The organism is Streptomyces sp. NPDC093109 (genome assembly GCF_040701725.1).
Classification (GTDB): Bacteria; Actinomycetota; Actinomycetes; order Streptomycetales; family Streptomycetaceae; genus Streptomyces.
On record NZ_JBFBEZ010000006.1, the window covers coordinates 177,999 to 199,436 of the forward strand.

16 protein-coding genes and 1 riboswitch are annotated in these 21,438 nt (G+C 70.5%); of the genes, 6 read left to right on the top strand and 10 right to left on the bottom strand.

Going from position 1 to position 21,438, the window contains the following annotated elements; translation table 11 throughout:
- Window positions 1-174: 174 nt before the first annotated feature.
- Both AB0389_RS09060 and AB0389_RS09065 read left to right on the top strand, forming a co-directional pair.
- The gene (locus AB0389_RS09060; RefSeq protein ID WP_366394653.1) at window positions 175-969 is read left to right on the top strand and encodes a VOC family protein; all 795 of its coding nucleotides are present in this window, start codon (window positions 175-177) and stop codon (window positions 967-969) included.
- 109 nt (window positions 970-1,078) lie between these two features.
- The gene (locus AB0389_RS09065; RefSeq protein ID WP_366394654.1) at window positions 1,079-1,993 is read left to right on the top strand and encodes a Cof-type HAD-IIB family hydrolase; all 915 of its coding nucleotides are present in this window, start codon (window positions 1,079-1,081) and stop codon (window positions 1,991-1,993) included.
- 49 nt (window positions 1,994-2,042) lie between these two features.
- On the opposite strand, the gene AB0389_RS09070 is transcribed toward AB0389_RS09065, so the two are convergent.
- The 5 genes from AB0389_RS09070 to hisC all read right to left on the bottom strand — a co-directional run bounded on the left by AB0389_RS09070 (window position 2,043) and on the right by hisC (window position 11,370).
- The gene (locus tag AB0389_RS09070; RefSeq protein ID WP_366394655.1) at window positions 2,043-3,875 is read right to left on the bottom strand and encodes a GAF domain-containing protein; all 1,833 of its coding nucleotides are present in this window, start codon (window positions 3,873-3,875) and stop codon (window positions 2,043-2,045) included.
- A gap of 20 nt (window positions 3,876-3,895) precedes the next feature.
- Window positions 3,896-7,441 (bottom strand): thiol reductant ABC exporter subunit CydD, encoded by a 3,546-nt coding sequence (gene cydD / locus AB0389_RS09075; protein ID WP_366394656.1) that lies wholly within the window; start codon window positions 7,439-7,441, stop codon window positions 3,896-3,898.
- Window positions 7,442-7,507: 66 nt separating this feature from the next.
- Window positions 7,508-8,512: a cytochrome d ubiquinol oxidase subunit II gene (gene cydB, locus AB0389_RS09080; RefSeq protein WP_366394657.1), complete on the bottom strand. Its 1,005-nt coding sequence runs from the start codon at window positions 8,510-8,512 to the stop codon at window positions 7,508-7,510.
- A gap of 14 nt (window positions 8,513-8,526) precedes the next feature.
- On the bottom strand, window positions 8,527-10,035 hold the full coding sequence (locus AB0389_RS09085) for a cytochrome ubiquinol oxidase subunit I (protein ID WP_366394658.1): 1,509 nt from the start codon (window positions 10,033-10,035) through the stop codon (window positions 8,527-8,529).
- A gap of 255 nt (window positions 10,036-10,290) precedes the next feature.
- The gene (gene hisC, locus AB0389_RS09090) at window positions 10,291-11,370 is read right to left on the bottom strand and encodes a histidinol-phosphate transaminase (protein ID WP_366394659.1); all 1,080 of its coding nucleotides are present in this window, start codon (window positions 11,368-11,370) and stop codon (window positions 10,291-10,293) included.
- 418 nt (window positions 11,371-11,788) lie between these two features.
- Here hisC and AB0389_RS09095 point away from each other — a divergent pair, with 418 nt between their 5' ends.
- From AB0389_RS09095 to AB0389_RS09105, 3 genes are all read left to right on the top strand, one after another.
- Complete coding sequence (locus AB0389_RS09095; protein WP_366394660.1) at window positions 11,789-12,901, top strand: LacI family DNA-binding transcriptional regulator; 1,113 nt, start codon at window positions 11,789-11,791, stop codon at window positions 12,899-12,901.
- A gap of 282 nt (window positions 12,902-13,183) precedes the next feature.
- Entirely contained in the window at window positions 13,184-14,323 is a 1,140-nt protein-coding gene (locus AB0389_RS09100) for a metallophosphoesterase (RefSeq protein WP_366394737.1), read from the top strand.
- Between the two features lie 168 nt (window positions 14,324-14,491).
- The gene (locus AB0389_RS09105) at window positions 14,492-15,316 is read left to right on the top strand and encodes a hypothetical protein (protein WP_366394661.1); all 825 of its coding nucleotides are present in this window, start codon (window positions 14,492-14,494) and stop codon (window positions 15,314-15,316) included.
- A 122-nt stretch (window positions 15,317-15,438) separates the two neighbouring features.
- On the opposite strand, the gene thiC is transcribed toward AB0389_RS09105, so the two are convergent.
- A complete protein-coding gene (gene thiC / locus AB0389_RS09110; protein ID WP_366394662.1) occupies window positions 15,439-17,325 on the bottom strand; it encodes a phosphomethylpyrimidine synthase ThiC in 1,887 nt (628 codons plus the stop codon).
- Window positions 17,318-17,462, bottom strand: a riboswitch (TPP riboswitch). (Overlaps the previous gene by 8 nt.)
- A 71-nt stretch (window positions 17,463-17,533) precedes the next feature.
- Here thiC and AB0389_RS09115 point away from each other — a divergent pair.
- Entirely contained in the window at window positions 17,534-19,042 is a 1,509-nt protein-coding gene (locus AB0389_RS09115) for a YibE/F family protein (protein WP_366394663.1), read from the top strand.
- 50 nt (window positions 19,043-19,092) lie between these two features.
- On the opposite strand, the gene AB0389_RS09120 is transcribed toward AB0389_RS09115, so the two are convergent.
- The 4 genes from AB0389_RS09120 to AB0389_RS09135 form a co-directional block, all read right to left on the bottom strand.
- Window positions 19,093-19,527: an SsgA family sporulation/cell division regulator gene (locus AB0389_RS09120; RefSeq protein ID WP_114660181.1), complete on the bottom strand. Its 435-nt coding sequence runs from the start codon at window positions 19,525-19,527 to the stop codon at window positions 19,093-19,095.
- Between the two features lie 101 nt (window positions 19,528-19,628).
- Window positions 19,629-20,399, bottom strand: coding sequence for a helix-turn-helix domain-containing protein (locus AB0389_RS09125; RefSeq protein ID WP_366394664.1), 771 nt, complete (start codon window positions 20,397-20,399; stop codon window positions 19,629-19,631).
- Window positions 20,400-20,720: 321 nt separating this feature from the next.
- Window positions 20,721-20,942 carry a DUF5326 family protein gene (locus AB0389_RS09130; protein ID WP_366394665.1) on the bottom strand — a complete coding sequence of 74 codons (222 nt, stop codon included), beginning with the start codon at window positions 20,940-20,942 and terminating at the stop codon, window positions 20,721-20,723.
- 169 nt (window positions 20,943-21,111) lie between these two features.
- Window positions 21,112-21,429 carry a cupin domain-containing protein gene (locus tag AB0389_RS09135; RefSeq protein WP_366394738.1) on the bottom strand — a complete coding sequence of 106 codons (318 nt, stop codon included), beginning with the start codon at window positions 21,427-21,429 and terminating at the stop codon, window positions 21,112-21,114.
- Window positions 21,430-21,438 lie beyond the last annotated feature (9 nt).

Consider the following 21,438-nt stretch of genomic DNA (forward strand, 5'->3'; position numbering starts at 1 on the left):
CGTATCAATGTCGACGGTATCGATGTCGACGGCCGGGACCGGTCGATGCGGGACCGGCGGATGCGAGATCGCCGGATGCGGGATCGGCGCGGCGCGAGCAAGGTGGTCGAGGGGGAGCCCACCGGCGCGGGCGCACGCCCCGGCCCGCCGCAGACCACAGCTTGGAGACGCGAGATGCCTGAGGTCACCACCCCGTACGAGCCCGGCACGCCCTGCTGGGTCGATCTGATGGTCCCCGACCAGCAGGCCGCCCTGGACTTCTACCGGGATCTGTTCGGCTGGCAGGGCGAGATCGGCCCCGACGAGTTCGGTGGCTACTCGACGTGCACCTTGAGGGGCAAGCCCGTCGCCGGGATCATGAAGGCGATGGCCCCGGAAGGCGCCGAGCCCCCGCCGCCACCCCACTGGAGTACGTACTTCTCCAGCGCGGACGCCACCGCCACCCAGAGCGCGATCAGCGCGAACGGCGGCTCGGTGATCTCCCCCGCCATGGACGTCGGCACGATCGGCCGCATGCTGATCGCCACCGACCCCCAGGGCGCGTTCTTCGGGGTGTGGCAGCCGCTGGACTTCCCCGGCGCCCAGATCGTCAACGAGCCCGGCGCGCTGGTCTGGAACCAGCTCAGCACCTCGGACCCGAAGGCCGCGGGCACCTTCTACCGCGCCGCGCTGGGCCTGGAGGCAGGACCGATGCCCGGCATGCCGGGGTTCACCGGCTTCCAGGTCAAGGGGCGTACGGTCGGCAGCCTCCAGGGCATGGAGAACCTGCCCGAGGGCGTCCCGCCGCACTGGCTCGTCAACTTCGCCGTGGACGACACGGACAGCACGGTGGACGCTCTCGTCCGGGCCGGCGGTTCGCTGCTGGTGCCGCCCTTCGACATGGAGAAGGTCGGCAGGCTGGCCATCGTCCAGGACCCCCAGGGCGCGACCTTCGCCGTGGTCGCCCTCAGCGGCACACCGGAGTCCTGAGCGCGCCCGATCCCCCGCGCGGTGGGCGCCGGGAGGCATCACACCCGACGCCCACTCAGATGTGCGCCCCTCCGCACGCCCGTGCGGATCCGTGCGCGAGAATGAGTCCGTGACCCTGCCCCGTGGATCTCAGACCCCGTCCGACGACGACTCCCCGCTCCCCGCCCGGCCGCGGCTGATCGCCACCGATCTGGACGGCACCCTGCTGCACGACGACAAGTCCGTCTCGGAACGTACGGTCAAGGCGCTCACCGCCGCCGAGGAGGCCGGGATCGAGGTCTTCTTCGTCACCGGCCGGCCGGCCCGCTGGATGGACATCGTCAGCGACTACGTACACGGTCACGGCATGGCGATCTGCGCCAACGGCGCGGCCGTGGTCGATCTGCACTCCGACGGCAAGCTGCTCAGGAGCCGCCCGCTGGACCGTACGGTCGCGCTGGACGTCGTACGGGCGCTGCGCGACGCCGCGCCCGGGACGACGTTCGCGGTCGAGACGGCCACCGGCATCCACTACGAGCCGCAGTACCCGCGCTTCGCCGAAGACCCGGCCGTGAGCCTGGGCACCGCGGAGGAGCTGCTGCGGGCGAGCGGCCCGGACGCGTACGCGGGCGCTGCGGACGCCGCAGACGCCGTGGACGCCGTCCCCGTGCTGAAGCTGCTCGCGCACCACACCGACCTCACCCCCGACGGCTTCCTCGCCCTGGCCCGTACGGCGGCGGGCGACCGCGCCAACATCACCCGCTCCAGCCCGTCCGCGCTGCTGGAGATCAGCGGCACGGGCGTGAGCAAGGCCAGCACGCTCGCCCTCTGCTGCGCCGAGCGCGGCATCTCCTCCGACGAGGTCGTCGCCTTCGGCGACATGCCGAACGATCTGGAGATGCTGACCTGGGCCGGCACCTCCTACGCCATGGGCAACGCGCACCCGGACGTACTGGCCGCCGCCTCCGGCCGTACGGTCACCAACAACGAGGACGGCGTGGCGGTCGTCATCGAGGAGATCCTGGCGCGGCAGCAGCGGCGATAGCAGCAGCGATAGCGGTAACGGGGAGCCCGGGAAGCCTCGCGACACGTCGTCACAGCGGGGCTTCCCAGATCACCCTCGTACCGCCGCCCAGTGCGTCGGCCGGGCCCGCCGAACCTTCCGCCGGCACCGGCCCGAGCCCGCTCTCGCACCTGCTCGACCCGCCCAGCGACTCCGCCCGCCGCACCAGATTGCGCAGTCCGCTGCGCCTGCCGCCCGCCGGAATGCCCACCCCGTCGTCGGCGACCGACAGCCGCACCGCGCCCCTGCCGTCGGGCAGCCGTACGGTGACATCCACCACGACCTCGATACGGGTGGCGCGCGCGTGCCGGAAGGCGTTCGAGAGTGCCTCCCGGAGCGCGGCGATCAGGTTCTTCCCGACGAGCTCCCCCACGGCGGCGTCGACCGGGCCGACAAAGCGGTGGCCCGGTTTGAAGCCCAGCGGCACCGCGGCCATGTTGATCTCCCGCAGGACCCGGGTGCGCAGCCCGGCCGGCGCCTCGGCCGAACCCTGCTGGAGCGCGAAGATGGCCGTACGGATCTCCTGGATGGTCACGTCGAGGGCCTCGACCGCCTGATCGATGCCCTGGTGGACCTCGGGCGCGACCGCGCCTCGGTGGGCGGTCTCCAGCATCAGCCCGGTCGCGAACAGCCGCTGGATGACGATGTCGTGGAGATCGCGGGCGATCCGGTCGCGGTCCTCCAGCACGGCCAGCCGCTCGCGGTCGCGCTGGGCCTCGGCCATCATCAGCGCCAGCGCCGCCTGCGAGGCGAACTGGGTGGCAAGGAGCCGTTCGCGCTCGCCGAAGCGGCGCGCGCCGCGCAGCCGGGGCGTGACGAGCGCGCCGAGCACCCGGCCGTCCGTGCGCAGCGGCAGCAGCATGCTGGGGCCGAACCCGGTGGCCAGCGCGTTCGTCATCCGGGGGTCGGTGGGAAAGTCGTCCACGAAGACGGGTTCGCCGGCCAGGAGGGTCACGGCAACGGGGTTGTCGGCCTGGATGATGTCGCCCGGCCGGGCGGCGGGATGCTCGGCGGAGACGGCCACGATCTCCAGCCCGCCCTCCGGGGTGCGCAGCAGCACCACCCCGACCGCGGAATCCGCCAGTCTGCGGGCTTGTTCGGCGACGACGGTGAGCGCGTCGCCCTCGTCGTCACCGCTGCCGGAGAGCAGGGCGGTGGTGACGGCGACCGAGCCGTCGATCCACCGCTCGCGCTGCCGGGCGGCCTCGTACAGCCGGGCGTTGCCGATTGCGGTGCCGGCCTCGTTGGCCAGGACGCGCAGCATCCGCAGGTCATGGTCGCTGAATTCGTCCCACGCACTGCCAGCACTGCCAGCACTGCCAGCACTGCCCGCACTGCCCGCACCACCCGTCCCGGCACCGTGCGGGTCCCCGCCGCCCGGCTTCTTCTCCGTCAGATAGAAGTTGCCGACGGTCTCGCCCTGTACGCGGACGGGAACGCCGAGGAAGCTCCGCATCGGCGGATGGCCCCGCGGGAATCCGACGGCGCGCGGGTCCGCCGTCAGATCGGCGAGCCGGATCGGGTCCGGATGCCGCATCAGGGCGCCGAGAAGCCCGCTGTGCCCGTCGGGCCGGCGCCCGATCCGCCGGGCCATGTCCTCCCCGGCCCCGTACGCGACGAAGTCGGCGAGGCGCTCGCCCGTCTCGTCGAGGATGCCGATCGCGGCGTACCGCGCCCCGATGAGTTCGGCCGCGGTCCCGCAGATCCGGTCGAGCGTGGCGTGCAGCCCGAGCCCCGCGCCGACGGAGCACATCGCTTCCAGCAGCTGCGGCACCCGAGCGGTGGTCTCGGCGGACAGGCCCTCCAGACTGCCGGCCGCGCGGGTGGCTGCTTCGAGGGGATCCAGAGGCTCGGGCACTTTCATACCCAAGAGCCTAGTAAGTCCTATTTGATGGGGAAAGTCGACTTCTGATCGCCGAGCAGATCCCCGGCCCGTTCCCGCTCCAGCATCCGCCGCAGCGGCCCTTCCCCGGCGGCCAGTTCGGCGTACGGACCACGCTGTACGCAGCGGCCCCCGTCGAGCACGATCACCTCGTCGACGGTGTCGAGACCCCGCAGCCGGTGGGTGATGAGCAGCGTCGTCCGCCCTTCGGTCGCGGCCAGCAGATCGGCGGTCAGGGCGTCCGCCGTCGCCAGGTCCAGATGCTCGGCGGGCTCGTCGAGGACCAGTACGGGGAAGTCCGCGAGCAGCGCGCGGGCCAGCGCCAGACGCTGCCGCTGCCCGCCGGAGAGCCGGGCGCCGTGCTCGCCGACGAGGGTGTCGAGACCGTCGGGCAGGGCGTCCACCCAGTCGAGCAGCCGGGCCCGGCGCAGGGCGTCGCGCAGCGCGTCGTCGGACGCGTCCGTACGGGCGAGCCGCAGGTTCTCCCGTACGGAGCTGTCGAAGAGGTACGCGTCCTGGGCGCACAGCCCGACAAAACGCCTGACCGTGTCCCCGTCGAGCGCGGCCAGCTCCGTACCGCCGAGGCTGCACTCGCCCGCGCGCGCGTCCAGGAAGCGCAGCAGGACCTGGGCGAGCGTGGTCTTGCCCGCCCCCGAGGGGCCGACGACAGCGACACGCTTCCCCTCGGTCAGCGTCAGGTCGAGCCCGCTGAGCGCGTCCCGCCGCTGCCCCGGGTAGCGCGCGGTCAGTCCGCGTACCTCCAGCGGGAACGGCGACACGGGGGCCGCGGCGGGCTCCGCCGGCTCCTGTACGGGCACGGGAGCGTCCAGCACCTCGTGCACCCGCTCGGCGCCGCGCGCGGCCCGCTGGCGGTGGCGTACGGCGAGGGGCAGCCCGGCCACGGCCTCGAACGCGGCGAGCGGCGTCAGTACGATCACGGCCAGCTCGACGCCCGCCAGCCGCCCGTCGCCGACGGCGGGGATCGCGACGAACGCGGCGGCGGCCACGGTGAGTCCGCAGATCAGGGCCGAGAGGCCACTGCCCAGCGCGTTGCCGCTCGCACCGCGCGACGCGATGGCCGTGAGCGCCCCGTCGGCCCGCCGCACCTGCTCCAGCCGGCCCCTGAGCGCACCCGCGACGGTCAACTCGGCCGTGCCGGCGAGCAGATCGGTGACCCGGGTGGCCAGCAGCCCGCGCGCCGGTGCCAGCCGCCGCTCGCTGCGGCGGGTGACCGCCGCGCTCAGCAGCGGTACGCCCACCCCGGCGGCGAGCAGCCCGGCGGCCAGGACTGCGCCCGCCTCTGGCAGCAGCCACGCGGTGAATACGACGGTGCCCGCGCCGACGAGCAGGGCGCTGCCGACGGGCAGCAGCCACCTGAGCCAGTAGTCCTGGAGCTCGTCCACATCGGCGACGAGCCGGGACAGCAGATCCCCGCGCCGGGTCTCGCGCAGCCCGGCGGGGGCGACGCGCTCCAGCCGCCGGTACACGGAGACCCTGAGGTCGGCGAGCATCCTGAGCACGGCGTCGTGGGACACGACGCGCTCGGCGTAGCGGAAGACGGCGCGGCCGATGCCGAAGGCGCGGGTCGCCGTCACCGCGACCATCAGATAGAGCACGGGCGGCTGCTCCGACGCGCGCGAGATGAGCCAGCCGGACACCGCCATGAGCCCGACGGCGGAGCCCAGGGCGCAGCTTCCGAGGAGCAGGGCAAGCAGGAAACGGCCCCGCAGCGCCCCGGCGGCGGCCCGCATCCGCGCGAGGGGCTTCCCGGACACCGCGAACCCGTCGTGCGCGGGATCGTCGTGCACGGGGACGTCGTACGCGCCGAAGCCGGCGTCCGGCTCGCGCGGGCCGGGCGCCGACGGCACCGGCGGCCCGTCGCCGGTCTCCCGTGCCGGCTGTGCCGCCCGTACCGCCCGCGGCGACAGCTCCACCACCCGGTCCGCCACCGCGAGCAGCGCCGGCCGGTGGACGACGAGCAGGACGGTGCGGCCGACCGCCAGGCGCCGTACGGCGTCGACGATGCCCTCCTCCGTCTCCCCGTCCAGCGCGGCCGTGGGCTCGTCGAGGAGCAGCACCGGCCGGTCGGCGAGGAAGGCCCGGGCCAGCGCGAGCCGCTGGCGCTGGCCGGCCGAGAGCCCGGCGCCGTCCTCGCCGAGCGCGGTGTCGAGGCCCCGGGGGAGCGCGGCCACGAAGTCGGCCGCGCCCGCGTCGCGCAGCGCGTCCCACACCGCCGCCGCCTCGGCGTCCGGCCTGGCCAGCCGTACGTTCTCGGCGATGGTCCCGGCGAAGAGATGGGGGTGCTGCGGCACCCAGGCGATCCGCTCGTGCCAGCGGTCCGAGTCGAGGGAGGCCAGCTCCCGGCCGTCCACCCGTACCCGGCCCTCGTCGGGCACGGCGAACCCGAGCAGCACCTGGAGCAGCGTGGACTTGCCCACGCCGCTCGGGCCGACCAGGGCGACCGTCTCGCCCGGTTCGACCGTCAGGGTGGCGGCGTCGAGCGAGGGCTCCGTACGGCCCTGGTGGCGGACCGTCACCCCGGTCAGCTCCAGCCTCGGCGCGCCGGGCACCGCGCCCGTACCGCGTGCCGGCGGCTCGGTCTCCAGGACCGTGAAGATCTCCTCGGCAGCGGCGAGCCCCTCGGCCGCCGCGTGGTACTGGGCGCCCACCTGCCGGATCGGCAGATATGCCTCGGGCGCGAGGACCAGCACCACCAGGCCGGTGTACAGATCCAGTTCCCCGTGGACGAGCCGCATTCCGATACCGACCGCTACCAGCGCCACCGACAGCGTCGAAAGCAGCTCCAGCGCGAAGGACGACAGGAAGGCGATCCGCAGGGTGCGCAGGGTGGCCTGCCGGTACTGCGTGGTGATCGTACGGATCGACTCGGCCTGCGCCTTGGCCCGGCCGAAGACCTTGAGCGTCGGCAGTCCGGCGACCACATCGAGGAAGTGGCCCGACAGCCGGGACAGCAGGCTCCACTGACGGTCCATCCGGGACTGGGTGGCCCAGCCGATGAGCGCCATGAACATCGGGATCAGCGGCAGCGTCACCACGATGACGGCGGCCGAGACCCAGTCCTCGGTGACGATGCGCGCGAGCACCGCCACCGGCACCACCACCGCGAGCCCCAGCTGCGGCAGATAGCGCGCGAAGTAGTCGTCCAGGGCGTCGACTCCCCGGGTGGCGAGCGCCACCAGAGAGCCGGTGCGCCGACCGCTCAGCCACGCGGGGCCCAGCTCGGCCGCCCGCGCCAGCAGCCGTCGGCGCAGCTCGGACTTGACCGCCGCGCTCGCCCGATGGGCCGCCAGTTCGGTGAGCCAGGCGACCAGACCGCGCCCGACGGCCACCGCCGCCAGCAGAAGCAGCGGGGTGCGCAGCGAGGAGCTGTCCAGTCCGTGCTGGAAGGCGCCCACCACCACCTCGGCGATCAGCATCGCCTGGGCGATAACCAGCCCGGCGCCGGCCAGCCCGAGCGCCACAACCGCCGCCAGGAAGAAGCGGGTCGCGCGGGCGTACCGGAGCAGCCGCGGATCGATTGGTTTCACGTGAAACACCCGCCTTGGTCAGTCAGTGCTGCGGCATCGGTGTTTCACGTGAAACACCCGCCTTCTTCAGTGCTGGGCGTCGGCGATGTGCTGCGTACCGATCCGCTTGCGGAAGACCCAGTACGTCCAGCCCTGGTAGAGCAGCACCACCGGAGTGGCGATGCCCGCGCACCAGGTCATGATCTTCAGGGTGTACGGGGTGGAGGAGGCGTTCGTGACGGTCAGGCTCCACGCGTCGTTCAGCGAGGACGGCATGACGTTCGGGAAGAGCGCCAGGAAGAACGTGGCGACCAGGGCCGTGATCGTCACCCCGGAGAGCGCGAACGACCAGCCCTCGCGCCCCGCCGCGATCGCCGCGATCGCCCCGGCCAGGGCCACGACGGCGACGATCACCGCGATCAGGCTGCCGCCGTCGCCGCTGTCCACCTGGGTCCAGACCAGGAAACCGAGCGTCAGCGCGGCGGTGACCGCGCCCAGGCCGAGCGCGAGCTTCCTGGCCCTGACCCGGATGTCACCGACCGTCTTCAGCGCGGCGAACACCGTGCCGTGGAAGGTGAAGAGGGCCAGCGTCACCAGCCCGCCGAGCAGCGCATAGGGGTTGAACAGGTCCCCGAGACCGCCGACGTACTCCTTGTGGGCGTCGATCTTCACCCCGTGCACGATGTTGCCGAAGGCGACGCCCCAGAGCACGGCGGGGAGCAGCGAGGTCCAGAAGATCGTGTGTTCCCAGTTGCGCTGCCAGCTCTCCTCCGACCGCTTGGCCCGGTACTCGAAGGCGACACCGCGCAGGATCAGACAGACCAGGATGAGCAGCAGAGGCAGGTAGAAGCCGGAGAAGAGCGTGGCGTACCAGTCCGGGAAGGCCGCGAAGGTGGCGCCGGCGGCGCTCAGCAGCCAGACCTCGTTGCCGTCCCAGACGGGCCCGATGGTGTTGATGAGGACCCGTCGCTCCGCACGGTCACGGGCGAGCAGCTTGGTGAGGATCCCGATGCCGAAGTCGAACCCTTCGAGAAAGAAGTAGCCGGTCCAGAGAACGGCGATCAGAACGAACCAGACGTCGTGGAGTTCCATGGCTCATCGACTCCTCAGTACGAGAAGGCCATCGGCCGGTCGGCGTCCGCGTGGTCGCCGCCGATCTTGGTGGGCGGGTTGAGGTCGTCGTCCGTCAGCTCCGGCGGCCCGGCCTTGACGTACTTCACCATCAGCCTGACCTCGATGACCGCGAGGACCGCGTACAGCAGGGTGAAGACGGTCATCGAGATGATCACCTCGGTCTGGGAGACGCCCGGGGAGACCGCGTCGGCCGTGCGCAGCACTCCGTACACGACCCAGGGCTGGCGGCCCGTCTCGGTGAAGATCCAGCCCCAGGAGCTGGCGATCAGCGGGAAGAGCATCGTCCAGAGGGCGGTGATCCAGTACCACTTGGCGAACTTCGGGCTGAGCGCCTTGTTCCGGAAGAGCACCAGATTCGGCACCTCGTCCTCCCCCGTCCGCAGCGCGGCCGGCAGCAGGAACTTCTTCCGGGTGAGCCAGAGCCCGAGCAGCCCGAGGGTGAAGGACGCCATGCCGAAGCCGATCATCCAGCGGAAGCCCCAGTAGGCGACGGGGATGTTGGGCCGGTAGTCGCCGGGCCCGTACTTCTCCTGCTCGGCCTTGTTGACGTCGTTGATGCCCGGGACGTACGAGGTGAAGTCGCTGTTGGCGAGGAAGGAGAGCAGTCCGGGGATCTCGATGGCGACGGAGTTGTGACCCTTGTCGACGTCTCCGTAGGCGAACACCGAGAACGGCGCGGGCCCCTCGCCGTCCCACAGGGCCTCGGCCGCGGCCATCTTCATCGGCTGCTGCTTGAACATGACCTTGCCGAGGGTGTCCCCGCTGACAGCGGTGAGCATTCCCGAGATCACCACCGTGATCAGGCCGAGCCTGAGCGAGGTGCGCATCACCGGAATGTGCTTCTTGCGGGCCAGATGGAAGGCCGCGATACCGACCATGAAAGCGCCGCCGACCAGGAACGACGCGGTCAGGGTGTGGAAGAACTGGGTGAGCGCGGTGTCCTGGGTGAGCACTTTCCAGAAGTCGGTGAGTTCGGCCCGTCCGGCTTCCTTGTTGATGCGGTAGCCGACCGGGTGCTGCATCCAGGAGTTGGCCGCCAGAATGAAGTACGCGGAGAGCACCGTACCGATCGAGACCATCCAGATACAGGCCAGATGGATCTTCTTCGGCAGTTTGTCCCAGCCGAAGATCCACAGTCCGATGAAGGTGGATTCGAAGAAGAAGGCGATCAGCGCCTCGAAGGCGAGCGGGGCGCCGAAGATGTCCCCCACAAAGCGCGAGTAATCGGACCAGTTCATTCCGAACTGGAACTCCTGCACGATGCCGGTGACCACGCCCATCGCGATATTGATCAGAAAGAGCTTGCCCCAGAACTTGGTGGCCCTGAGGTACTTGGGATTCTCCGTGCGCACCCACGCGGTCTCCAGCCCGGCGGTGAGCGCCGCGAGCGAGATCGTCAGGGGAACGAAGAGGAAGTGGTAGACGGTGGTGATGCCGAACTGCCAGCGCGCCAGGGTCTCCGGCGCCAGAGCGAGGTCCACGTCTTCTCTCCTTACATCACATCGCCATGGTCACAGCGGCGGCTGCTTGCCCCTTTCGCCCTGGACGTACCACCAGGAACGGGACACGCTTGTGAACGCGTTCACATTCACAAGCATTATGTCGCACACGCATTCCCGATCTTCGCGTGGGGGGCCTCCAACGGGTCGAGACAGACTGAGGGCGGCCTCTCAAGAGACCGCCCTCAGCAGAAACCTCACGCCGAACCACCGGACCACCGGCCCCCGGCGGCTCGCCTACAGCTCCTTGCGGAACGCCTCGGCCGTCCGCAGGAAGAGGTCATTGGCCTCGTGCTCACCGATCGTCACCCGGACCCCCTCACCCGCGAAGGGCCGTACGACCACCCCGGCCGCCTCGCAGACCGCCGCGAAGTCCTGGGTACGCGCGCCGAGCCGCAGCCAGACGAAGTTGGCCTGCGTCCCCGGCACCGTCCAGCCCTGCCCCACCAGCCCCTGCCAAACCCGCGCCCGCTCGGCGACCAGCGACCCGACCCGGCCCATCAGCTCGTCCTCGGCGCGCAGCGAGGCGATCGCCGCCTCCTGCGCGATCTGGCTCACCCCGAAGGGGACCGCCGTCTTGCGCAGCGCGGCGGCGACCGGCTCATGGGCGATCGCGAAGCCGATCCGCAGCCCGGCGAGACCGTACGCCTTGGAGAAGGTGCGCAGTACGGCCACGTTCGGCCGGTCGCGGTAGAGCTCGACGCCGTCCGGCACGTCGGAGTCGCGGTTGAACTCGCGGTACGCCTCGTCCAGCACCACCAGCACATCGCCGGGCACCCGGTCGAGGAACCGTTCCAGCTCGGCCCGGCGCACCACCGTACCGGTCGGGTTGTTGGGGTTGCAGACGAAGATCAGCCGGGTCCGCTCCGTGACCGCGTCGGCCATCGCCTCCAGGTCGTGCACGTCCTCCCCGGTCAGCGGCACCTCGACCGGGGTGGCCCCGGAGATCCGGGTGATGATCGGGTACGCCTCGAAGGAGCGCCAGGCGTAGACGACCTCGTCGCCCGGACCCGCCGTGGCCTGAATCAGCTGCTGGGCGACGCCCACCGAGCCGGTCCCGGTCGCCAGGTGGGAGACGGGCACGCCGAAGCGGTCGGCCAGTTCGTTCAGCAGACCGGTGCAGGCCATGTCGGGGTAGCGGTTGAAGTCACCGGCGGCCGCTATCGCCCGGTCCATCACACCGGGCAGCGGCGGATACGGGTTCTCGTTGGAGGACAGCTTGTACGCGACGGGCCCGTCGGACGCCGCCGGCCTGCCCGGCTTGTACGTGGGAATGCCGTCCAGCTCGGCGCGCAGCTTGGGGCTGGTCTCGCTCACCGCAGGTCCTCCTCGGCCGTTCACGGGTCCGTACAGGGGTACGCGGGCCGGTGTACGGGCCGCTCCGGGTCCTTAGAAGCTGTTGTCGGCTTCCTGCACCGTCCCCACCGCTCAGCTTATGAGGTTCCCGGTGCCCGCGAACGGGGGCGCCGACCGAGGGGCGCGTTCGCCGTCCTGGCGCGCGCCCGTGGCTCGCGCCGTGGCGCGCATCCCCCGTAGTGGTGAGTTGAGACCTCTTCGAAACATGGCCCCTTCAACAGGTCCAGACCGCTCCTCGCACAGGAGACCATGGAAAGATACATCAACTACCTTGTCTTCATTGGCAGTTAAGCTTTTTCGACCATGCAGAAACGTGCCTGCTGCCGGGTGCATATGCGACCGGCCCCACCGCCCGCCCGAGCCCTACTATCGGCTCGCCATGACAGCAGCAGGGAAACACCAGGTGAGCCGGACGGACACAACCCGCCGGGGAAACCGGCAAAGCCGGGCGGGCATCAGGGACGTGGCCGCCGCAGCCGGTGTCTCCATCACGACTGTCTCGGACGCGCTCAACGGCAAGGGCCGCTTACCCGACGCCACGAGACGCCATGTCCGGGAGGTCGCCGAGCGCCTCGGCTACCGGCCGTCCGCCGCGGCCAGAACCCTCCGTACGGGCAAGTCGGGCCTCATCGGCCTGACCGTGACCACGTACGGGGATGAACCTTTCACCTTTACCGAGTTCGCCTACTTCGCAGAGATGGCCCGGGCCGCGACCTCGGCCGCGCTCGCCCGCGGCTACGCCCTCGTCATCCTCCCCGCCACCTCCCGACACGATGTCTGGGCGAACGTCGCCCTGGACGGCACCGTCGTCATCGACCCCTCCGACCACGATCCCGTTGTGGCGGAACTCGTCCGCCAGGGCCTTCCCGTCGTCTCCGACGGCCGGCCCGCGGGCACCCTTCCCGTCACCGCCTGGGTCGACAACGACCACGAGGCGGCCGTCCTCGACCTGCTCGACCATCTCGCCGACGCCGGCGCCCGCCGGATCGGCCTCCTCACCGGCACCACCACCGACACCTACACCCGGCTCTCGACCACCGCCTATCTGCGCTGGTGCGAGCGGGTCGGCCAGGACCCGGTGTACGAGTCGTACCCCGCCCACGACCCCTGTGCCGGGGCCGTGGCGGCCGACCGGCTCCTGGCCCGCCCCGACCGCCCCGACGCCGTCTACGGGCTCTTCGACCCCAACGGCACCGATCTGCTCGCCGCCGCCCGGCGGTACGGTCTGCGCGTCCCCGAGGACCTGCTGATCGTCTGCTGCAGCGAATCCACGGTGTACGCAGCGACCGAACCGCCCATCACCACGCTCTCGCTCAAACCGCGCCGCATCGGCACCGCCGTCGTCCAGCTCCTCATCGACGCCATCGAGGGGATCGACAACGACCGGCCGGTGGAGCAGGTCATACCGACCGAACTGATCATCCGGACGTCGTCGCAGCGGCGCCCGCCGCGCACCACGGTCAGCCCGCCCCGCTCCCCCGCGGGCGACTGACCGTGCCCGGCTCCCGCGAGGTGGCGCGCCGGCCGGCCGTAGACTCTCGGGAATCGGCTGGAGGATCAGACCTTTCGCATTTCGGGCGATCGGCGCGAAAAACGCCGCCGAACCGGAGGTCCGCCGGGATTCACCACCCCTGGTGCGTCCCACAGGACCAGCGGCGTTCCTATGATGGGCGGACGACACCACGGACTTTCCCCTATGGTCGATGGGCAGATCCCCATCCCGGCCGGGCAGGCCCGAGAGGTGTACGGCGGCGCGACGGTGGTGGAGGGGTCGATGACACAGGGGGCCGGCCAGGGACCCGTGGTGCGGACGGCGACGTTGCGCGACTTCCGCGTACCGCCGTACGCGCAGGTGCCCGTGCAGTCCGGAGAGCCGGACCAGCACGAACAGCCGCACCAGCCCGGACCGGACGGACCACTCGCCGCGGCGCCGGACGGTCCGCCGTCCGGTCACCCCGGCAACGCCGTCCCGGCCGACGAGCTGCCCGCGGAGTACACACCCACCGTGCGCGACCTCCCGGTGATCAACCGGGGGGACACCGTCCTGGTGCGCGTCGACCCCGTCGAGACGCCCGCCGCCGACGGTCTCGGCCCGCTCTACGCCGTCGGTGACGTCCACGGCTACCTCGACGAGCTGATCGCCGCACTGGCCGAGCAGGGCCTCATCGACGCCGAGGGCCGCTGGGCGGCGGGCAACGCCCGTCTCTGGTTCCTCGGCGACTTCACCGACCGCGGCCCCGACGGCATCGGCGTCATCGATCTGGTGATGCGGCTCTCCGCCGAGGCCGCGGCCTCCGGCGGCTACTGCAAGGCCCTGATGGGCAATCACGAGCTGCTGCTCATCGGCGCGAAGCGCTTCGGCGACACCCCCGTCAACTCCGGCGCGGGCACCGCCACCTTCCAGGCGGCCTGGCTGCTCAACGGCGGCCAGCGCACGGACATGGAGCGGCTCCAGGACGTCCATCTGCAGTGGATGTCACGGCTCGACGCGGTCGTCGAGCAGGACGGGCATCTGCTGATGCACTCCGACACGACCGCCTATCTGGACTACGGATCCACGATCGACGACGTCAACGACACGGTCCATCAGATCCTGACCCGCAATGACGCCGACGAATGCTGGGATTTGTTCCGCAAGCTCACCAAGCGCTTCGCGTTCCGTGACGAAGGCGGCCCCGAGGCCGTTCGCGAACTGCTCTCCCAGTACGGCGGGCAGCGCGTCGTCCACGGCCACAGCCCCATTCCCTATCTCCTCGGGGAAGTCGGCACCGAGGAGACGGCGGACGGCGAAGAGGACTCCGGGCCCCTGGTGGAAGGGCCACACGTATATGCCGATGGCCTCGCCATCGCCATGGACGGCGGCGTCACCATGGCAGGAAAACTGCTGGTGGTACAGCTTCCGCTGGCCGGCTGAGCGACCGGCCCGGGAAAAGCGCCAACGGCGATTTCCGGAAACCCTCTGTCCCGTCCCGCCAAAACAGCTCTACCATCGCCTTATCCGTAGCAGGCTCTCCTCCGTTTCCGCCGATTGTCCGTGCCCGCACGGACGACGGCCCCACAGAGCATCGGGGGATGCACACACATGAATAGCGCTCCACACCTGCAGAGCGAGGATCGCGCGGATTTCGAGCGGATCCTCGACGATGTACTGAGCAATGCACAGGAACGCCCCGATCTCGCCGAGATCGGCCGCCGGCTCAATACCGCACAACTGCGCACCATGGCCCTGAACTCCACCGTGCTGATCACCTCCGCCGCGGCCCCGGAGTACCAGCACTACGCGAAGATCCGCGAGGACGCCCGCGCGCCGGCCCTCGCCGTCTCGGTCCAGGAAGCCGTCCTGGACGCCGAGGAGGACAGCACGCCGCGCTCCGGCGCCGGATTCACCGCTGTCGTCACGGTGCTCCTCCCGCTCCTGGGAGGCACCGCCGCCGCCATCTTCCTGCTCGTCGGCTACCTCCTCGAAGCACTCGACCCGCCACCCGCCTTCGCAGGCAGCATGATCGCCGTCGGCTGGTTCTTCGCGGCCGTCACCGGGCTCGGCATCCTCGCCGCCGCGATCGGCCTCGTGGTCACGGCGCTGCGCAACAGCTCGACGCAGCTCCCGGCGGAGGAGGCACCGAGCAAGGAGCTGCCGGACGAGGTGGCCCGCGCCCGGGACGCCTGGCGCCACGCCGTACGGGAGCGCGGCATCCTGCCGTTCCTGCGGTCCGCGCTGGCCGACCCGAGCGCCGACCCGACCTCGCCGGGGCCGCCTCGTACGACCAGAGGACTGCCCAAGATCGGCTACAGCCGTCCCGACTTCAGCAGCCCGGACGAGGGTTCCACCGCCGGCCGGCGCCCGACCTTCAGCAGCCCCGACTTCACCAGCCCCGACTTCGGCGGCCCGGAGCACCAGCCGGAGTAATCCCCTCCGACCGGTGCCCGCCGTACGCACCGGATCCGTCCCAACCCGACCAGCGCCGACCAGAGCCCGGAGCGCCCCCGGACTCCGGCCGCGGCCTGGCCGTCACGGCATCCGACGGCCGGTCAGTCGGCCAGCGGCAGATAGACGCGGTTGCCCGCCGCGGCGAACTCCCTGGACTTCTCCGCCATCCCCGCCTCGATGCCCGCTTCGGTCTCGGCCATCGTCTCGGCCCCGGTGTCGCCCCCGCCGCCGGCCCCGGTCTCCGCGCCGATCTCCGCGCCGTGCCGGCGCCTGATGTCCTGCGAGATCTTCATCGAGCAGAACTTCGGGCCGCACATCGAGCAGAAGTGCGCCGTCTTCGCCGGCTGTGCCGGCAGTGTCTCGTCGTGGAACTCCCGTGCCGTGTCCGGGTCCAGAGCGAGATTGAACTGGTCCTCCCAGCGGAACTCGAACCGGGCGTCCGACAGCGCGTCGTCCCACTCCTGCGCCCCCGGATGCCCCTTGGCGAGATCCGCCGCGTGCGCCGCGATCCTGTACGTGATGACGCCCGTCTTGACGTCGTCGCGGTCCGGCAGGCCGAGGTGCTCCTTCGGGGTGACGTAGCAGAGCATCGCGGTGCCCCACCAGGCGATCATCGCCGCGCCGATGCCGGAGGTGATGTGGTCGTACGCCGGGGCCACATCCGTGGTCAGCGGGCCGAGCGTGTAGAACGGCGCCTCCTCGCAGATCTCCTGCTGGAGGTCGATGTTCTCCTTGATCTTGTGCATGGGGACATGTCCTGGCCCCTCGATCATCGTCTGGACACCCAGCCGCTTGGCGGTCGAGTTCAGCTCGCCCAGCGTGCGCAACTCGGCGAACTGCGCCTCGTCGTTGGCGTCCGCGATGGACCCCGGCCGCAGTCCGTCGCCCAGCGAGTACGTCACGTCGTACGCCGCGAGGATCTCGCACAGCTCCTCGAAGTTCTCGTACAGGAACGACTCCTTGTGGTGCGCGAGGCACCACGCGGCCATGATCGAGCCGCCGCGCGAGACGATGCCGGTCTTGCGACGGGCCGTCAGCGGCACGTACCGCAGCAGCACACCGGCGTGCACTGTCATGTAGTCGACGCCCTGCTCGGCCTGTTCGACGACCGTGTCCCGGTAGATGTCCCAGGTCAGCTCCTCGGCCTTGCCGTCGACCTTTTCGAGCGCCTGGTAGAGCGGGACGGTGCCGATGGGGACGGGGGAGTTGCGCAGCACCCACTCGCGGGTGGTGTGGATGTTGCGGCCGGTGGAGAGGTCCATGACGGTGTCCGCGCCCCAGCGGGTCGCCCAGACCATCTTGTCCACCTCCTCCTCGATGGAGGAAGTGACCGCGGAGTTGCCGATGTTGGCGTTGACCTTCACCAGGAACCGCTTGCCGATGATCATCGGCTCGATCTCCGGGTGGTTGACGTTGGCCGGCAGTACGGCGCGGCCCGCCGCGATCTCCTCGCGGACGGTCTCGGGGGAGACGTTCTCGCGGATCGCGACGTACTCCATCTCCGGTGTGATCTCCCCGCGGCGGGCGTAGGAGAGCTGGCTGACCGACCGGCCGTCCCGGCTCCGGCGCGGGCGGCGCGGACGGCCGGGGAAGACCGCGTCGAGGCCGCGCAGATCGGCCGTACCGCTCCCACTCCCGCTTCCGCTCAGGAGGGTCCCGCCGCGCGGTGAGGTGTGCTTGAGGCCGTCGTCCTCGGGGCGGACCGGCCGCCCCTCGTACTCCTCGGTGTCGCCGCGCGCGATGATCCAGTTGGCCCGGACGGGCGCGAGACCGCGACGGACATCGGTCTCGACGGTGGGGTCGGTGTACGGGCCCGACGTGTCGTACAGCGTCACGTCCTCGCCGTTGGTGAGGTGCACCTGACGGACCGGCACCCGGAGATCGGGGCGTGAGCCCTCGACATATCCCTTGTGCCAGCCGATGGACTTCCCGGCCTCGCTCGGATTCCCCGAATCGGAGGCAGGCGTGCGTGCGTCCTGAACGGTCATGAGACCTACTCCCTACGCCGGCATTACCCGGTAACAGGTTCAGCGGTCGGCGCAGCTCAGGTACGCGGGGAACAGTCCCCGGGTGACCACGTCAGCGCCCTCTCAGCCCGGTGCTCCGAGCTCCCGCGTGTGCAAAGGTGTGCCCCACGCTAACGCCATTTCCGGCGTGCTGAACAGAGCGCCCTCTCCTTCTTGCGATGATCTGGCGGTGACCTCACCCCAGCAGACTCACGATCCGCACGGCCACGCACATGGCCACTCCCACAGCCATGGGCCCGCCGCACCGGTCTCGCAGCATCTCCGCAAGGTCATCGCGGCGGTTCTGATCCCGTTCGCGACCGCGGTCGTCGTCGGGCTCGCGGTGCTCTGGCCGGGCGGTGCCCCGGCGCACGAGCGCACCGGTGTCGGCTTCGACCGGCAGACCGTGCAGGGGCGGGTGGTCCAGCTCGAAAGCGTCGACTGCAAGGACGTGAACGCCTCACAGATCCCGTCGACGGGCGACACCTCCACACCGCAGGGGCGGGAGGCGGTGCAGGAGGAGACCGGGAAGTGCAAGAAGGCCACGGTCGAGCTGGAGAGCGGCAAGGAGAAGGGCCATACGTTCATCGAGGTCGTCCAGCCGGACGCGCCTCGGCAGTTTCACGTGAAACAGGGCGTCGTGGTGGCGTACGCGCCCGACGCGCCGCGTGATCTCCAGTACTCGGTGACCGATGTGGACCGCCGGTTTCCCATGACGCTGCTGGCCGCGATCTTCGCGCTCGTGGTGGTCGCGGTGGGGCGGATGCGCGGGGTGATGGCGCTGGTCGCGCTCGCCATCTCCTTCGCCATTCTCACGCTGTTCATCCTGCCGGCGATCCTTCAGGGGTCGAACCCGCTGATCGTGGCGGTGGTGGGGGCCAGCGCGATCATGCTGATCGCGCTGTACGCGTGCCACGGTCTGACGGCCCGTACGTCGGTCGCGGTCCTCGGCACACTGATCTCGCTTCTGCTGATCGGGCTGCTGGGATCGCTCTTCATCGGCTGGGCGAGCCTGACCGGCAACACCGACGACAACACGGGCCTGATCCACGGTCTCTACCCGGAGATCGATATGAGCGGTCTGCTGCTGGCGGGCGTCATCATCGGTTCGCTCGGGGTCCTCGACGATGTGACGGTGACCCAGACCTCGGCGGTCTGGGAGCTGCGCCAGGCGGATCCGACGATGGGACCGCGCGACCTGTACCGGGCGGGCATCAGGATCGGCCGCGACCACATCGCGTCGGTGGTCAACACGCTGGTGCTCGCCTACGCGGGTGCCGCGCTGCCGCTGCTGCTGCTCTTCTCGATCGCGCAGTCGAGCGTGGGCTCGGTCGCCAACAGCGAGCTGGTCGCGGAGGAGATCGTACGGACGCTGGTGGGCTCGATCGGGCTGGTCGCCTCGGTGCCGGTGACGACGGCGCTGGCAGCGCTCGTGGTCTCCGCCGACCGGCCGGCCCCGGGGAACCCGCCCCGGCCGGCTCCCGCGCCGGGAGCGCCCGGCCCGGGAGCCACCGGCACGCCGGGAGCACCGGGGGCGCCGGGAGCGGCTCAGGCAGGCACGGCGGGCACCGGAACCGGCGAGTGGGACGACCGGTCGGGTGCCACGGCCGTGGGACCCGAGGAGACGCTCTCCACGCCGCTGCCGGGCCCCTCGGCGCGCGGTCTCGGCGGCGGCAGAGGCCGTCGCCGCAAGAAGTAGTTCCGTCCTCAATCACCCGGACGGCTCTGCCCGGCCGGCGTCCGGCCCGGTCAGCCGGCGTTCTCCTCGGCGAGGATGCGGCCGAGCGCCTGTTCCAGATTGCCCTCGAAGTCACTGAGGGCGCACTCCTGGCCGAGCGGGACCAGCCGGTCCGTACGGTCGAGGAAGGCCACCAGCGGGGCGGCGCTGACCCGGAAGAGCGCGTGGTCGTCGCCCACCTGGAGCCTCATATGGACATCGGAGAGATCGTCGGGCGTGGTCGGCGAGATGTGCACATCGCCGTCCCCGCTGGGGGTGTTGATGCCGTCGAGCAGCAGTTCGCGACCGAACGTCCAGGTGACAGGGGCGTCGCCGGGCAGATGAAAGGTCATCCGTACCGCGTAGGGATCCCTCACCTCGTAGTGAAGTTCCACCGGGATACGGAACGAGAGCTCCTCGGAGACGAGGAAGCTCATCAGGACCTCGGCCTGGACCGACTCGCGCATCGTTTTCTCCGGAGTAGATGAATCGTGGCTGGGAATGATCCCCATGGACCCTCTTGACGCCATCGTGCTGTAAGCGCTAGCAGATCACAAGGAGTAATTTTTCAGATACTGATAGAGAAGGCCAGCGAGGTCAGCAGCGTGCCGATCTCTCTCCGTAACCATTCGACGGCCGGCAGCAGCCGCGCCTCCTGGTCGAGTGGTAGAGAAATGGCCAATGCGGCAGCGGTGGATCCGGCGGTTACGGGCACGGCGGCGCTGACGGTGCCGAGCGCGTACTCCTGCCGCTCGACGACCGGCTCCATCCTTCCCAGCGAGCCCAGACGTGCCAGCAGCGCGCCCCGGTCCGGCAGGGAGTAGGGGGTGCGCGGGCGGACCGGATGGCGGTCGAGATGATCGCGCCGGGCCGCGGGACCGAGCTGGCTCAGCAGACAGTGCCCGATCGCGTGGGCGTGCGCCGTCTCGCGGAAGTCGGCCCCGTCGTCGACCGCGGGCGCCGCGGGGCTGTCGGCGACGGCGACCAGACAGATCTCGCCCTCGTGGTAGACCGCGAAGTACACGGGGGCTCCGACGGCATCGCGCCAGTGGCCGAGAGAATCGGCGATCCCGTTGCGACGGCTGCCGAGCGCTTCGCCGCACGCCAGCCGTTCCACGGCGTCGCTCAGGACGAAGACCCCCCGCTCGCGGCGGAGATAGCCCTCGTAGGCCAGCGTCCGCAACAGGTGGTAGGCGGTGGGCAGCGACAGTCCGGCCTCACGCGCCAGCTGTTTGGCCGTGGCCCCGTCCTGATGGGAGCCCACCGCTTCCAGCAGTCTCAGCGCCCGCCGTACCGAACCGATCAGGGTGGGGACTGCGGTGGATGTAGCTGTGGCCAAAGGTCACCCCCAGGCATGCCGACGGGCATATGCCCGCCCGCGGGGGCCGCCCCCGCGCGCCCGCCGCACCCCTGAGGAGACCGGGGCCCGGCATCCGGAGAACCGGAAGCGGACCCGAGATTCCGTGAGACCCCGCCCGGACAGATCGCACAAACCCATGGTCATGGCGATCGCTGAGGGTGTTTTCCCAGGGTGCGGCAGCGGTTTGCCACTCTAGGGGCAGGTAGGGGCCCGGGATGGTTTCCCGTTCACCTTTCCCTCGCGCGGGCTAACCGTCATACGGGACGACAGCCCTACCAGTCGCCCCTACCCCAGTCGCCCCTACCAGTCGCCGCGCGAGGACGAGGATGACGACATGAACTTCCGTACGACATAGATCAGCCCGCCGACCAGCGCCACGAAGACCAGCACCTTGAACAGCAGCCCGATCACGAACGCGAGCACGCTGGCGATCAGCCCGCCGAAGACGACGATGGCGATCACGGGCACCGCGATCCACTTCACCCACCACGGCATCCCCGTGAATATCTCCTGAACCGCCATCGCTCCTACCTCGCTTCACCGAGTGCCACAGGTATCTCCTTACGCCTTCGATGCTAGAACGCGCGGACCGCCGACGGGGGCCCGGCGATCCCCCGCTCTTCCCTGATCCGACCCTGAGGACCGACTGAGGGTCGGAGGGCGGATCACTCAGGGGAAGAGCCCGGCGGCATCAGCCCTCAGGAGGGGAGAACACCACCATGACCCGCAGATCCTCCGAAATATGGTGGAACTTGTGCGGCGTTCCCGCCGGCACATAGACCACGCTGCCCCGCGCCACCTGAGTCGTTTCCGTGCCGACCGTGATGGAGGCCCGCCCGCTCACCACGAGATACACCTCGTCCTGCGCGTGCGGCCGCTGCGGATCGGTCGATCCCGCGTCCAGCGCGTACAGGCCCACGGACATGTTGCGTTCGCGCACGAACTGCAGATACGCGCCGTCGTTGGCGGCACGCTCCGCCTCCAGCTCATCCAGTCGGAATGCCTTCATGCCACGATC

Excerpts from the sequence above, each read along its gene's own strand:
- AB0389_RS09060 (WP_366394653.1), top strand. The coding sequence starts at position 175 with ATGCCTGAGGTCACCACCCCGTACGAGCCCGGCACGCCCTGCTGGGTC.
- AB0389_RS09070 (WP_366394655.1), bottom strand. The coding sequence starts at position 3,875 with ATGAAAGTGCCCGAGCCTCTGGATCCCCTCGAAGCAGCCACCCGCGCG.
- cydB (WP_366394657.1), bottom strand. The coding sequence starts at position 8,512 with ATGGAACTCCACGACGTCTGGTTCGTTCTGATCGCCGTTCTCTGGACC.
- AB0389_RS09095 (WP_366394660.1), top strand. The coding sequence starts at position 11,789 with ATGACAGCAGCAGGGAAACACCAGGTGAGCCGGACGGACACAACCCGC.
- AB0389_RS09100 (WP_366394737.1), top strand. The coding sequence starts at position 13,184 with ATGACACAGGGGGCCGGCCAGGGACCCGTGGTGCGGACGGCGACGTTG.
- AB0389_RS09105 (WP_366394661.1), top strand. The coding sequence starts at position 14,492 with ATGAATAGCGCTCCACACCTGCAGAGCGAGGATCGCGCGGATTTCGAG.
- thiC (WP_366394662.1), bottom strand. The coding sequence starts at position 17,325 with ATGACCGTTCAGGACGCACGCACGCCTGCCTCCGATTCGGGGAATCCG.
- AB0389_RS09120 (WP_114660181.1), bottom strand. The coding sequence starts at position 19,527 with ATGCGCGAGTCGGTCCAGGCCGAGGTCCTGATGAGCTTCCTCGTCTCC.
- AB0389_RS09130 (WP_366394665.1), bottom strand. The coding sequence starts at position 20,942 with ATGGCGGTTCAGGAGATATTCACGGGGATGCCGTGGTGGGTGAAGTGG.
- AB0389_RS09135 (WP_366394738.1), bottom strand. The coding sequence starts at position 21,429 with ATGAAGGCATTCCGACTGGATGAGCTGGAGGCGGAGCGTGCCGCCAAC.